The organism is Pseudohaliea rubra DSM 19751 (assembly GCF_000764025.1).
Lineage (GTDB): Bacteria > Pseudomonadota > Gammaproteobacteria > Pseudomonadales > Halieaceae > Pseudohaliea > Pseudohaliea rubra.
Map to the genome: position 1 here is coordinate 78,650 of NZ_KN234748.1, position 12,866 is coordinate 91,515.

Sequence of the window (12,866 nt, forward strand, 5' to 3'; positions counted from 1 at the left end):
ACCGCAAGCGGGCTCAGTGCGCGTCCTCACCCTCGCCCCAGATTTCCTCCAGGCGCTGGTCCCGCCCGCAGTTCCATCGGTAGTACTTGTAGCGCAGCGGGTTCTTTTCCGCATAGTCCTGGTGATATGCCTCGACGGGCCAGAAGCGGCCGGCGGGGAGGAGTTCGGTGGCGATGTCCTGCGCCGGGAAGCGCGCCCGCACCCCGGCGAAAGAGGCCTCCGCGGCCGGACGCTGCTCATCAGTGGCGAAGATCGCCGTACGGTAGCTCGGCCCCTTGTCGCAGAACTGGCCACGGTTGTCGAAGGGATCGATGTTATGCCAGAAATGTTCGAGCAGCGCCTCGTAGCTGACCACGGCGGGGTCGTAACTCACCCTCACGGCCTCGTAGTGGCCCTCGTGGTTGCCGCGGTAGCTGGGGTTTCGCAGCGTGCCGCCGGTGAAGCCGGAGACTACCTCGCTTACGCCCTCGAGCTTTTCGAAGTCTGCTTCCATGCACCAGAAGCAGCCGCCGGCGAACAGGGCCTCCGCGGCCCGGGTGCCGGGCGCGAGCGCGGTAAGGCAGATAACGAGCAGGGCCAGAGGCAGGCGCGTCATGGAGTGACTCCCGATGGGTGAGTGGGCATGAGACCGCAGCGCAGCGCCGGGGTTCCCTGGGGTTACGTGCGGCGGCTCGTTCCGGATGTCGCTGCCCCCTGCCGGGGATGGCAGTGCGCTACACTCGCGCCCTGTCCGCGAAGGAGGTGACGCATGATTTATGACGAGGCGGCTCGCCGTGACCGGGAGGACCCCCTGGCCCCCTTGCGCGAGGCCTTCGCATTGCCGGAGGGTATCGTTTATCTCGATGGCAACTCTCTCGGTGCGCTGCCGAAGGCGGTCCCCGGCCGGATCCGGGCCATGCTCAAAGACGAATGGGGTCAGGACCTCATCGCGAGCTGGAATTGCCACGGCTGGATCGACCTGCCGCAGCGCGTGGGCGAGCGTATCGCACCGCTTGTCGGTGCGGCGCCGGAGCAGGTGCTCTGCTGCGACAGTATTTCCGTGAACCTCTTCAAGCTCCTGGCCACAGCGCTGGCCCTGCGTCCGGGACGGCATACGATCCTGGTCGAGGCCGGCGATTTCCCGACCGACCGCTATCTCACTGAAGGGCTTGCGGCTTTTCTTGGAGAAACGCGCTGCCGCGTCCGTGAGGCGCCGGGTGACCGGCTCGCCGACGCTCTGGACGATGATGTTGCCGTGCTTCTGGCCACGGAGGTGAATTTTCGCAGCGGTCGCCGCCACGCCATGGATGAACTCACGCGTGCGGCCCACGAGGCCGGTGCCCTGGCGCTCTGGGATCTCGCCCACAGCGCCGGGGCCATGCCGGTGGCACTCGATGCCTGCGGTGTCGATCTCGCTGTGGGCTGTGGCTACAAGTTCCTGAACGGCGGCCCCGGCGCGCCCGCTTTCCTCTACGTGGCCCGGCGCCACCAGAATGTGGTCGAACAGCCGCTCACGGGCTGGCTGGGTCACCGCGATCCCTTTGCCTTTGCCGACCGCTACCAGCCCGCCGCCGGCGTGCTGCGCTACCAAGCCGGCACGCCATCGATCCTCGCCCTGCGCTCCCTGGAGGCTGCCCTCGAGGTCTTCGATGGCATCGACCTCCAGGCGCTGCGAGCGAAATCCCTGGCGCTGACGGACTTCTTCCTGGCGGCGGTCGCTGCCGAGCCCGCCTGCGAAGCGCTGACCGTGCTGACCCCCGGGGATCACGGCGAGCGCGGCAGTCAGGTGTCTCTCGCTCACCCGGAGGGCTATGCAATCGCCCAGGCGCTGATCGAGGACGGGGTGATCGTGGACTTTCGCGCGCCGGACATCGTACGGTTCGGTTTTGCGCCGCTGTACAACAGCTTCGCGGATGCTGCGGCTGCGGCCCGGAGCCTTGCCGATGTGCTCGCCGGGGCGCGGCACCGGGCCGAGCGCTTCCGGGTGCGTGCCCGGGTCACCTGACAACGCAGGAGGTTGCCATGCTCTACCTGTTCACCGTGACCGTTGCCGAAGGCTACAGCGCTGAGCAGTACGCGGAAGCCTGGGTGCGCGCCAGCCGCCTGATCCAGCAGGCGCCGGGCGCCCGGGGAACGCGCCTGCACCGCAAGCTCGACGACCCGCGGGTCCTGCTGGCCATCGCGAGCTGGGATTCGAAGGCACAGCGGGACGCCATGGAGGCTGACCCGCCGACGGCGGTGAAGGCGATCATCGCCGCCGAAGCGCCCTTCGTCACCATTGAGCTGATTGGCGAGTTTGATGACCCGGCCTGGGAGGTGCTCCCCGGCATCGCTGCCGAGGCGCCCTAGGTGCCGAAGCCCAGGGCGGCCAGGCCCAGCACGGCGAGGGTTGCCAGCACCGGGATTACCACGGTGATGATACCCACGTCCCGGTAGGCCTCGCGGTGCGTGAGCTGGGTAATACTGAGCATGGCCACCACGGCCCCGCAGTGCGGCAGGCTGTCGAAGCCACCGGCGGTCATGGTGGCGAGGCGATGAAGTACACCGGGATCGATGCCGAGGGCGAGGTAGTCCGGGGCCAGGGTCTGCATGAAGATCTGCAGGCCACCGGACGCTGACCCCGTGATGCCGGCCACCAGGCTCACGCTGCCGAAGAGCGACAGCAGGGGCGGCAGGCCGGACTCCAGGGCGAGGCCCGAGAACTGGCGGAAGCCTTCGGTCTGTGTGACCACGCCGCCGAAGCCGATGACAGCAGCGGTGCTGATGAGGGGCATGATGGCGTCCTGGGTGCCGGCGCCTGCCAGGCGCAGACCGTGCCGGCGTACGGTGCCAAAGAGCAGCACCGCGGCGAGACTGCCGCTGAACAGGGCGATGCTGGGCCACAGCACCGGGTTTGCGCCGGCAAAGGTGAGTGCCTGCGCCAGCGGGCTGCTTCCCCCGGTGAGAGCATCGCCGCCGATAACGGTGAGGAGCCGCGGCAGAATGATCATGCCCAGCACCAGGGCCAGCGGCAGTATCGCCAGAGGCCAGGCCGGGTAGGCCGCTTCCCCGGCTGCGGGCGGGGCCAGCTGGTCCCGAGGGCCGGGCACGAAACCTTCGCCGGCGGCCTGTGCCAGGCGCCGCTGTCGCTCCAGGTAAAGCATCCCCAAACCGAACATGAGTGCGCCGCCGGCGAGACCGAGCCAGCCGCCCGCAAAGAGATCCGTGCCCAGCGCCGTGGCGGCGATGACGTTCTGGATCGACGGGGTCCCGGGGAGGGCGGTCAAGGTGAAGGTGCCGGCGCCGAGGGCCAGGGCGGCGCAAAAAAGCCGCTTGGGGATATCGGCCTCCTGCAGCAGGCGCAATCCCAGCGGATACATGGCAAAGATCACCACAAAGACCACGACGCCGCCGTAGGTGAGCAGCCCGCAGGCGAGGGCGGTGATCCAGAGAGCCCGGTGGGCGCCCAGGCGGCGCACCAGGGCGAGGGCAATGCTCGCCGCCGCGTGGCTCTCGCCCATGAGGCGCCCGAAAACGGCGCCGGCAGCAAACAGGATGAAAAAGCGGCCGGCGAAGGTGAAGGCGCCGAGGGGGCCGAGGGCAAAGTGTTCCATGAGACCCTCTGCGAGGGGCAGGCCGTTGCTGAGGATCACGACAAGGGAGCAGAGCAGGGCGGCGAAGACAATGTCGATGCCGCGCAGTGCCAGCCAGATGAGCAGCGCGACGCTGCCGACAAGCCCGATGAGTGCCATGATCTACCCTGTTATTGTCCTGCGCAGGCAGTCTAGCGGGGGCTCCCGTGGGTGTATAGGCATGGGCCGCGGCCGTATAATCGCGGTTCGTTTTTTCTTCAGGCCCTGTCATGACCGTACGTACCCGTATCGCGCCTTCTCCCACCGGCGACCCGCACGTCGGCACCGCTTATATTGCGCTGTTCAATCTCTGCTTTGCCCGTGCCCATGGCGGCCAGTTTGTGCTGCGTATCGAGGACACAGACCGCGCGCGCAGCACCCCGGAGTCGGAGCAGGCCATCCTCGACGCCTTGCGATGGCTTGGCCTGGACTGGGATGAAGGCCCCGATAGCGGTGGCGACCATGGCCCCTACCGCCAGAGCAAGCGTATGGCGCTCTACGGCCAGTACGCCTGGCAGCTGGTGGAGGCGGGCAAGGCTTTCGTCTGCTACCGCACTCCGGAAGAGCTGGAAACGCTGCGGAGCGAGCGCCGCGAGGCCGGGCAGGCGACGGCTCTCAAGCCTTCTGACCTGCGCCTTCCTGACGACGAGATCGCTCAGCGCAAGGCGGCGGATATGCCCTATGTCATCCGCATGGTCGTGCCCGAGGAGGCCGGCAGCTGCGCCGTGGCTGACCGGCTCCGCGGCACCATTGAGCTGGATTGGAGCATGGTCGACGCGCAGATTCTGCTGAAGAGTGACGGTATGCCCACCTATCATCTCGCCAACGTGGTCGACGATCACCTTATGGGCATCACTCATGTGATCCGCGGGGAGGAGTGGATCAACTCCGCCCCGAAGCATCAGCTGCTCTATGAGTACTTCGGCTGGGACATGCCCGAGCTCTGCCACCTGCCGCTCCTGCGCAATCCCGACAAGTCGAAGCTCTCCAAGCGCAAGAACCCCACCAGTATTCTCTACTACGAGCGCATGGGCTTCCTGCCGGAAGCGCTGCTCAACTACCTCGGGCGCATGGGCTGGTCCATGCCCGACGAGCGGGAGAAGTTCTCCCTGCACGACATGCTCACACACTTCGACATTGATCGGGTGTCCCTGGGCGGGCCCATCTTCGACGTGGAGAAGCTGCGCTGGCTGAACGGCGTATGGCTCCGGGAGGAGCTGGATGAGACACAGCTCGCCGACCGTCTGCAGCACTGGGCCCTGAACCGGGAAAACCTCATGAAGGTACTGCCCCACGCGCAGAAGCGCATGGAGGTGCTGAGCGACTTTGCGCCGCTGACGGCGTTTCTCGTTTCCGGCGAATTGCCCATCGACGACAGCGATTTCGACGGGCTCCGGGGCGAGCGTGAGGCGCTTGTGCGCCAGCTGCAGTTCGCCCTCTGGCGCCTCGAGGCGCTGCGCCACTGGGACCGTGACACGGTCTGGCAGGCGCTCAAGGCCCTTGCGGATGACCTGGGCGTCAAGGTGAAGGATTTCCTGGCCCCGCTGTTCATCGCCATCAGCGGTTCCAGTGCTTCCTTTTCCGTGGTCGACGCCATGGAGCTCCTCGGCCCGGATATGAGCCGCATGCGCATCCGCCATGCTATCGCCGTCCTCGGCGGCGTATCCAAGAAGGCCGCCAAGCGGCTGGAGAAAGACTACGGGGCACTGCCCTCGACGGAGATCTGACCATGGCAGAGCTGCTGCGGCTTATCGGGGGCACGGGTTCTCCCTACACCCGCAAGATGGTGGCGCTGCTGCGCTATCGGCGCATTCCCTACGCCGTGACCTGGGCACACCCGGCCCAGGAGCTCGAGCGCCTCGGCATCGCGCCGCCACGACCGGTGCTGTTGCCGACACTGCTGTTCGAGGAAGACGGCGACGTGCGGGCGCGCTGCGATTCCACACCGTTGATCCGTCGCCTGGAGACGGACTACGCCGGGCGCAGCGCTGTGCCGACAGATCCCGCGCTCGCGTTTATTGATTATCTCCTCGAGGACTTTGCCGATGAGTGGGGCACCAAGTGGATGTTTCACTATCGCTGGTGCCGCGGGGCTGATGCCGCCAAGGCGGCGACGGTTCTACCGCTCACCATAGACGTCTCCCTCCCTCCCCGGGAGCTCGAGGCGGTGGCCCGTGCCTTCGGCGACCGGCAGATCGAGCGGCTCTGGGTGGTCGGATCCAACAGCACCACGGCGGCGGTCATCGAGGCGAGCTACGAACGTTTCCTGGCGGCCTTCGCGGCGCACCTGGAGACCCAGCCCTGCCTCCTCGGGCGCCGCCCGGGCGCAAGTGACTTTGCGCTCTTCGGACAGCTCTCCCAGCTTTGTGCCTTCGATCCGACCCCGCGCGCTATCGCCGATGAGCTGGCGCCGCGTGCCGTTGCCTGGGTGGACCGTCTCGAAGACCTCAGTGGCCTCGAGCCTGCGGACGACGACTGGAACGACAGCGGAGCACCACCGGCGACGCTGCGTCCGCTCCTTGCCGAAGTGGGTCGGGTCTATGCGCCGGCGCTCCTTGCCAATGCCGCGGCCGTGTCCGCCGGCGACGCGGAGTGGGAAACGGACATCGACGGCGCCTCCTGGCGCCAGCGCAGCTTTCCCTACCAGGCCAAGTGCCTGGGCTGGATCCGGGAGCACTATGCAGCGCTTGATGATGCGGCCCGAGGGCGGGTTGCTTCACTGCTGGCGGGCACCGGTTGCGAGGCTCTGGTCGCGGTGTGACCGTGGGCCCTCTACAAGCGCTCCGCGCTCTGCCACCATAGCCCCATGGCTATCAGCGCCTTTGACCTGTTCAAGGTTGGTATCGGACCGTCGAGCTCGCACACCGTGGGTCCCATGCACGCTGCCCGGCGTTTCGCCGAGGCGCTGGCAGAAGCCGGTGTGTTCGATCGTTGCAGCCGCATCGCCGCACACCTCTACGGCTCGCTCGGCGCCACCGGCGCCGGGCACGGCTCCCCGAAGGCGATCATACTCGGTCTCGAGGGTGAGACGCCGGAGACCGTGGACGTCGATGCCATCCCGGCGCGGCTGGGGCACATCCGGGAAGCGGGCGAACTCGTGCTCCTCGGACGTCGCGGCATCGCCTTCAACTATCGTGATGACCTGCAGATGCATCGCAGTGAGAGCCTGCCCTACCATGCCAACGGTATGCGCTTCGAGGCCTTCAGCAGCGATGGTGAGCGCCTGCTCGAGCGGGTCTTCTACTCGGTCGGCGGCGGCTTCGTGGTCGACGAGCAGGCCGCCGAGAGCGGTTTCCTGGTCGCCGATGAAACGCCGGTTGCCTACCCCTTCGACAGTGCCGCGCAGCTGCTGACGCACTGCCGGGAGAGCGGACTCTCCATCGGCGCGCTCATGCTCGAGAACGAGAAGGCCTGGCGCAGCGAGACGGAGATCCGTGAAGGCCTCCTGCAGCTCTGGCGGGTGATGGATGCCTGCATCGAGCGCGGCTGCGCCAGCGAGGGCATCATGCCCGGCGGTCTCAAGGTACGCCGTCGCGCGGCGCAGCTCTACCGGCAGCTGAAGACACAGGAGCAGTCCTTCGGGGATGCGTCCCTGAACACCATGGACTGGGTGACGCTCTACGCGCTTGCCGTCAACGAGGAGAATGCCATCGGCGGGCGCATCGTCACCGCTCCCACAAATGGTGCCGCGGGTATCATTCCTGCGGTGCTCAAGTATTACCTCGCGCACTGCAGCGGTAGTAGCGAAAACGACATCGTTCGCTACCTGCTTACCGCCGGCGCGATCGGCATCCTCTACAAGATTAACGCCTCCATCTCCGGTGCCGAGGTGGGCTGCCAGGGCGAAGTCGGTTCGGCCTGCTCCATGGCTGCCGGGGCACTGGCCGATGCCCTCGGCGGTACGCCGGCGCAGGTGGAGAACGCTGCGGAGATCGCCATGGAACACAATCTCGGTCTGACCTGCGACCCGGTTGGTGGCCTGGTGCAGGTCCCCTGCATTGAGCGCAACGCCATGGGGGCGATCAAGGCTATCTCGGCGGCGCGCATGGCGCTGCGCGGTTCCGGTGAGCACTATGTGTCCCTGGATGAGGTGATCCGCACCATGCGTGACACCGGTCGCGACATGCAGGACAAGTACAAGGAAACCGCCCGGGGTGGCCTCGCGGTCAATGTCCTTGAAGTGCCCGTGAACATCATCGAGTGCTGAGCAGCTCATGACTCTGGCGGCGCTGCTCTACTGGACTGACCTGCTGGCAGTCGCCGTGTTCGCGATCAGCGGCGCGCTGGCGGCGGCGGAGCAGAAGCTCGACGTGCTCGCCTTCATTCTTTTCGGGACCATCACCGGCGTTGGCGGAGGCACCTTGCGGGATCTCCTGCTGCAGGCTGGCCCGGTTTTCTGGATTGCCGATACGCATTACCTGTGGGTCTGTATCGGCGTCTCCCTGGGTACCTGGTATCTGGCACCGCCGCTGCGCGCGCGGGTCCGTATCCTCGTCTGGGCGGATGCTGCCGGCCTCGCCCTGTTCAGCGTCCTCGGTACGGCGAAAGCGCTTGGTGCAGAGGCGCCGATGGTGGTCGCCGTGGTCATGGGGGTGATGTCGGCGAGCTTTGGTTCGCTGATCCGCGATACGCTGCTGAACCGCTCACCGGTCCTGCTCGAGCCGGAGATCTACGTCACCGCTGCGCTCCTCGGTGCCGTCAGTTACGCGCTGCTGGCAGATGTGCCGGGCCTCGATGACGGTGTTGTGCTGCTCGTCGCCATGGTGAGCGCCTTTGCGCTGCGCGCCGCTGCGATCCTCTTCGATCTTCGCTTGCCGAATTATCGTCGCTGACGCCGCCCGAAAGGTGGTCTTGGCCTACAATCTGTCCTGAGGGTAGCCCTTGCATCCGGGGGAGCTTTCGAACGTGTTAGAGCTGGGCGGTACTTTTCCTGGCGGGCTGGGCCTGTTCATCCTCGCCGTGGCCATGATCACCGACGGCTTGAAGCTCTCGGCCGGCGAAGCCCTGCGTTCTATTCTTGCGTCATCCACCCGCACCCGGCTGCGGGGTGTGCTCTCCGGCGCCCTCCTGACGGCCCGGCCGCAGTTCCTCGATCGGAACGTGCTGGGTACCCCGGACCTGGCCCTGCGCGCCCTCTGCCTTGAGCTCGCGCGCCTGTCTGCGCATGGCCGAGCAGCCCGCCAAGGCTGCCGAGCGCCTGCGCACGCTCGGTGTTGAGGGGCCGCCGCTACCGGCAGAGGCAGCGACTGTGGACGCCCCCGCGGAGGTAGCGTCTGGCGGCTAGCTGCCGCCGCGGCGCAGCAGTGCAACCGCCGCCAGCACGGTCAGCAGCGATTCGAAGGCGATGGCGCCATAGCTATAGACCGTTAGCGGGTCCGTTGCCTGCAGCGCGTGGTAGCTGCGCCCGGCGGCAAGCAGGCCAATGCCCAGAAGCAGGGCCCAGAGGCCGGCGACCGTATAGTCGGCGCGGCGTGCGCAGAGCAGGCAGAACAGGCCAAAGCCGGTCTGGAAGCCGCCATACATGGCGCCGATTTCGACCATGCCATCGGCCGTGGTCGTGGCCAGCCCCGCAGCATTGATGGCGATAGCGGGGTAGACCAGGCAGGCGAGCCCGTAGCCTGTAAAGATAAGGCCGGCGATGTAGAGCAGGATCTTGCCCATGGTTTGAGGTCCTCCTGTCAGGCTGGGGCCGGCGGCTCTCCGGAGGGAACGCGCCGGCTCAGGGTGGCACTGAGCCAGTAGAAAAGTGCGCCGCTGGCGACGATGCCGGCGCTGATAAGTGCCTCGGCCGGTCGCTGCAGCACGATGTAGAGCAGGGTCCAGCCGGTAATGGCCAGGAAGATAAGCGGCGGCAGCGGGTAGAGCACCACCCGGAAGGGCCGCGGCAGGGCCGGCTGGCGCCAGCGCAGGACGAAGAGGCCCAGCACCGTGAAGAAAGTATTCAGCGCCATGGTCGCGCCGGAGAAAACGAGAATGCGGTCGAAGGAGGCGGTCCACAGGAAGGCGAGAGCCACCGTGGCCTGAACGACGATGGCCGTCACCGGGATGCCGTCGCCGTTGACCCGTGCCAGGGGTCGGAAAACGGCGAAGTCTTCACCAATGGACTGCAGCACCCGCGGGCCCGCGAGAATCATTGCGCTGACGGTGGAAACGAGCAGCAGGGCGAGCAGGATCCCCATGATCGCAGCCCCGGCGTCGCCAAAGGCATAGCCGGCAGCCACGTAGCCCACCTCCACCCGGCCCACCATTGCCTCCATGGGCGCTACGGCGAGAAACACGAAATTCAGCAGTAGGTAGGCGAGGCAGACCACGCTGGTGCTGGCGATGAGCACCGTCGGCAGGTTGCGCTGAGGCCGTTCCAGTTCGCCGCTGATGTAGGTCGCGGCATTCCACCCGGAATAGGCGTAGTTCACGTAGATCAGCGAGACGGCGAAGGCGCCGGAAAAGAGCAGGGCACCGTCGCCCGCTGCGGGCACGAAGGCTGTTTGCTGGCCGCTGTCGTTGAACAGCAGGGCAAGGACCGAGAAACCCAGGATCAGCAGAATCTTGAGCCAGGTGAGCCAACGCTGAGTACCGCCGCTGCCGCGGTGGCTGGTGGAGTGCGCCACTGTGAGTACGATAATGAGCCCCGTGGCCAGCCAGAGTGGTGACAGCGCCGGGAACACGGCCGAGAGGTAGCTGCCGAAGGTCATGGCGGCAAGCGCCGTCGGCGCCGCAAAGCCTACCGTGGCCGACACCCAGCCGGAGATGAAGCCTGCCGCCGGGTGAAAGATACGCGAAAGGAAATTGTACTCGCCGCCGGAGCGGGGCAGGGCCGCGCCCAGCTCCGCATAGCTCATGGCGCCGCAGAGCGCGGCAAGGCCGCCCACAGCCCACAGGGCCAGGAGCACCGGCGCCGACTGGATCTCCACCAGCTGGAAGCCCAGGCTGGTGAACACGCCGGTGCCGATCATATTGGCTATGACTATGGCGGCGGCAACGGATGGTTTGAAGGAAGACACCGCGTAATGTTGTGCGTCCCGGGCGTTGCATGCAAGTTTTTGCAGGGCGGATGTTTTCTCCTGGCAACGCCTTGACACCCCCGGTAGCGAACCCTAATATGCGCGCTTTCCGCCGGGGCCCGTCAGCGGCATCGGCAAATCCGGGGCCATAGCTCAGCTGGGAGAGCGCAACACTGGCAGTGTTGAGGTCGGCGGTTCGATCCCGCCTGGCTCCACCAACAAGATCAGGCTCGGCGGCTCTAGGCTGGCTCTATCCCATTAACGGGGGATGGGCCGGTTCTCACTGAATCCGATTGATCATGCCAGGCTGCATTCCCTGCGGCCATCCGCTATCGTTCCCGGTATCATGGAAAACGCTCTCACCATTACCCCTGTGCTTCATCTTTCTCTCGAGGAGATCGAGCTGTCAGCGATCCGTGCCCAGGGCGCCGGCGGCCAGCATGTCAACAAGGTGGCTACGGCCATCCACCTTCGCTTCGACAGCCAGGCGTCGTCGCTGCCGGCGCGGTGGAAGGAGGCGCTGCTGCGCTGTGGCGACCAGCGCGTCGGCAGCGACGGCGTTGTCGTGATCAAGGCCCAGCGTCACCGCAGCCAGGCTCGCAATCGGGAAGATGCCCTGGCGCGCCTTGCGGCGCTTATCCGCGACAGCCATCGTCCGCGCAAGGCACGTGTTGCCACCCGGCCGACGCGGGCCAGTCAGCGCCGGCGCGTCGACGGCAAAACGCACCGGGGACGCATCAAGGCCGCCCGCGGGCGCGTGAACCCGCGGGGTGACGGCTAGGAGCAGCTGATGGAACGCGAAGAGTGGGACGCACAGTGCCCGTACTGCGGTGAGCCGCTGACACTGCTGCTTGATCCGATGGAGGCCGGCGCGGATTACAGCGAGGACTGTCAGGTCTGCTGCCAGCCAATGGTGGTGAGTGTGCATGCGGAGGCGGATGGCACGCTCGCGGCGCAGGTCCGCGCGGAGCACGAATAGTGCGCCCGCGGGTGCTGGTGCTCGGCGGTGGCTTCGCCGGCCTGTCCTGTGCCCTGGCGCTGCCGGCGCCGCGTTTTGCCGTTACCCTGGCGGACCGGTCACAGAGCTTTGAGTTTCTCCCCGCGATCCACGAACTCGTATCGGGGCTTAAGGATCCCGCGCAACTGCGCCTGCCCCTGAAAGCGGTGCTGGCCCGGCGGGGTCATCGTTTCCGTCGCGGCGAGGTCGAGCGCATCGATCCCGTCGCGCGCACCGTGCACTTCACCCGGGGTAGCCTGGACTACGACCGACTCGTGATCGCGCTCGGCGCTGATGATGCGGACTTCGGCGTGAGCGGTGCACAGCAGAACGCCATGCCCTTCAAGTCCGTGGCACAGTGCGCCGCCATTGGCAGACAACTGCGTGCACTCCTGCGGAAGGAGCGGCCGGGTCGCGTAACTATCATTGGTGGCGGTCTGGAGGGGGTGGAGTGCCTGGGGGAGGTCCTGCGGGTGCGCGGCTCCCGGACGGTGCCGGTCACCGTCGTGGAGGCGGGCCCGCGGCTTTTGCCCGGGGCACCCGCGGCGGTGGGGCGCTATCTGGCTGACCACTGCGAAACGGCCGGCGTTACGCTGGCGCTCGGTGATCCCGTCGACCGGGTTACCCCCAGGACCGTACGTCTGGCGAGTGGTCGCCGGCTGCGGTCCGCCCTGACGATCTGGACCGGCGGGCCGGCACCACTGCCGCTGCTGGCCGGGAGCGGCCTGGCGGCCCCGGGCCGGTGGGCGGGCGTGAGCGCCTCGCTGCACCTCGAGGGTCACGAGGACATTTTTGTTGCCGGTGATACGGCTGAGCTGCCCGAGCCTCTTGCACGCCAGGCTTACCACGCGATGGACATGGGGCGTCACTGCGCCAGGGAGCTTGAGCGGCAGGAACGCGGTCTTCGACCACTCGCCTTCAAGGCGACGGAGAAGCCGCAGCTGATTGCCTTCGGCGAGCGGGACTGTCTGTTGCTGCAGGGACGCCACGCGCTGGCGTCGCCGTCGCTGGCGCTGGGCAAGGAAGCGATCTTTCAGGCGGTGATGGCTCAGCTCGACCAGCGGCCTCTCAGCGATCGGATCGCAGCGCTCTTGCGCCGCGGAGCAGGTGCACGGGAGAGTGTTTCCTGGCCTGTGCCCCGCCTTGGCGAGCTCCGTCGCCGGGGCCGTCTGCGGATCCTTTGCTGAGCGGCTGTCGGCGGGAAGCCTCAGCTCAGGCCGGCCGGGAACGCCCTGCCGTCGGCGATCGCTGCATTCATCCCGCCGACTCGTTGCTGAG

General features: G+C 67.0%; 14 protein-coding genes and 1 tRNA gene. 11 read left to right on the forward strand and 4 right to left on the reverse strand.

Annotation, left to right across the window (positions count from 1 at the left end):
- Positions 1 to 13: 13 nt before the first annotated feature.
- Entirely contained in the window at positions 14 to 595 is a 582-nt protein-coding gene (msrA, locus tag HRUBRA_RS02855; RefSeq protein ID WP_035514351.1) for a peptide-methionine (S)-S-oxide reductase MsrA, read from the reverse strand.
- 153 nt (positions 596 to 748) lie between these two features.
- Between msrA and kynU the strand changes: the two genes are divergently transcribed.
- Together kynU and HRUBRA_RS02865 are read left to right on the forward strand one after the other, a co-directional pair.
- The gene (kynU, locus tag HRUBRA_RS02860) at positions 749 to 1,984 is read left to right on the forward strand and encodes a kynureninase (RefSeq protein WP_035514353.1); all 1,236 of its coding nucleotides are present in this window, start codon (positions 749 to 751) and stop codon (positions 1,982 to 1,984) included.
- A 17-nt stretch (positions 1,985 to 2,001) separates the two neighbouring features.
- Entirely contained in the window at positions 2,002 to 2,328 is a 327-nt protein-coding gene (locus tag HRUBRA_RS02865) for an antibiotic biosynthesis monooxygenase family protein (protein ID WP_035514355.1), read from the forward strand.
- On the opposite strand, the gene HRUBRA_RS02870 is transcribed toward HRUBRA_RS02865, so the two are convergent.
- Positions 2,325 to 3,710 (reverse strand): GntP family permease, encoded by a 1,386-nt coding sequence (locus HRUBRA_RS02870; RefSeq protein WP_084592411.1) that lies wholly within the window; start codon positions 3,708 to 3,710, stop codon positions 2,325 to 2,327. The genes HRUBRA_RS02865 and HRUBRA_RS02870 overlap by 4 nt on opposite strands.
- Before the next feature lie 110 nt (positions 3,711 to 3,820).
- On the opposite strand from HRUBRA_RS02870, the gene gltX reads away from it, so the two are divergent.
- From gltX to HRUBRA_RS02895, 5 genes are all read left to right on the forward strand, one after another.
- A complete protein-coding gene (gltX, locus tag HRUBRA_RS02875; RefSeq protein WP_035514359.1) occupies positions 3,821 to 5,317 on the forward strand; it encodes a glutamate--tRNA ligase in 1,497 nt (498 codons plus the stop codon).
- Between the two features lie 2 nt (positions 5,318 to 5,319).
- Positions 5,320 to 6,351: a glutathione S-transferase N-terminal domain-containing protein gene (locus HRUBRA_RS02880; protein ID WP_035514362.1), complete on the forward strand. Its 1,032-nt coding sequence runs from the start codon at positions 5,320 to 5,322 to the stop codon at positions 6,349 to 6,351.
- 45 nt (positions 6,352 to 6,396) lie between these two features.
- Positions 6,397 to 7,797 carry an L-serine ammonia-lyase gene (locus HRUBRA_RS02885; protein WP_035514364.1) on the forward strand — a complete coding sequence of 467 codons (1,401 nt, stop codon included), beginning with the start codon at positions 6,397 to 6,399 and terminating at the stop codon, positions 7,795 to 7,797.
- Positions 7,798 to 7,804: 7 nt separating this feature from the next.
- A complete protein-coding gene (locus tag HRUBRA_RS02890) occupies positions 7,805 to 8,422 on the forward strand; it encodes a trimeric intracellular cation channel family protein (protein ID WP_035514367.1) in 618 nt (205 codons plus the stop codon).
- Positions 8,423 to 8,495: 73 nt separating this feature from the next.
- Positions 8,496 to 8,807 carry a hypothetical protein gene (locus tag HRUBRA_RS02895; RefSeq protein WP_201771515.1) on the forward strand — a complete coding sequence of 104 codons (312 nt, stop codon included), beginning with the start codon at positions 8,496 to 8,498 and terminating at the stop codon, positions 8,805 to 8,807.
- Positions 8,808 to 8,870: 63 nt separating this feature from the next.
- Here HRUBRA_RS02895 and HRUBRA_RS02900 read toward each other — a convergent pair whose 3' ends face one another.
- Together HRUBRA_RS02900 and HRUBRA_RS02905 are read right to left on the reverse strand one after the other, a co-directional pair.
- Positions 8,871 to 9,251 carry a DUF4345 family protein gene (locus HRUBRA_RS02900; protein WP_035514372.1) on the reverse strand — a complete coding sequence of 127 codons (381 nt, stop codon included), beginning with the start codon at positions 9,249 to 9,251 and terminating at the stop codon, positions 8,871 to 8,873.
- 17 nt (positions 9,252 to 9,268) lie between these two features.
- A complete protein-coding gene (locus HRUBRA_RS02905; RefSeq protein ID WP_035514374.1) occupies positions 9,269 to 10,591 on the reverse strand; it encodes an APC family permease in 1,323 nt (440 codons plus the stop codon).
- Positions 10,592 to 10,733: 142 nt separating this feature from the next.
- Here HRUBRA_RS02905 and HRUBRA_RS02910 point away from each other — a divergent pair.
- The 4 genes from HRUBRA_RS02910 (at position 10,734) to HRUBRA_RS02925 (ending at position 12,775) form a co-directional block, all read left to right on the forward strand.
- Positions 10,734 to 10,809, forward strand: a tRNA-Ala gene (locus tag HRUBRA_RS02910).
- Between the two features lie 128 nt (positions 10,810 to 10,937).
- On the forward strand, positions 10,938 to 11,372 hold the full coding sequence (arfB, locus tag HRUBRA_RS02915; RefSeq protein WP_035514471.1) for an alternative ribosome rescue aminoacyl-tRNA hydrolase ArfB: 435 nt from the start codon (positions 10,938 to 10,940) through the stop codon (positions 11,370 to 11,372).
- Between the two features lie 9 nt (positions 11,373 to 11,381).
- A complete protein-coding gene (locus tag HRUBRA_RS02920) occupies positions 11,382 to 11,570 on the forward strand; it encodes a CPXCG motif-containing cysteine-rich protein (protein WP_035514377.1) in 189 nt (62 codons plus the stop codon).
- Complete coding sequence (locus tag HRUBRA_RS02925) at positions 11,570 to 12,775, forward strand: NAD(P)/FAD-dependent oxidoreductase (protein WP_236629765.1); 1,206 nt, start codon at positions 11,570 to 11,572, stop codon at positions 12,773 to 12,775. Before HRUBRA_RS02920 ends, HRUBRA_RS02925 begins: the two co-directional genes overlap by 1 nt.
- The last annotated feature ends 91 nt before the right edge of the window (positions 12,776 to 12,866 follow it).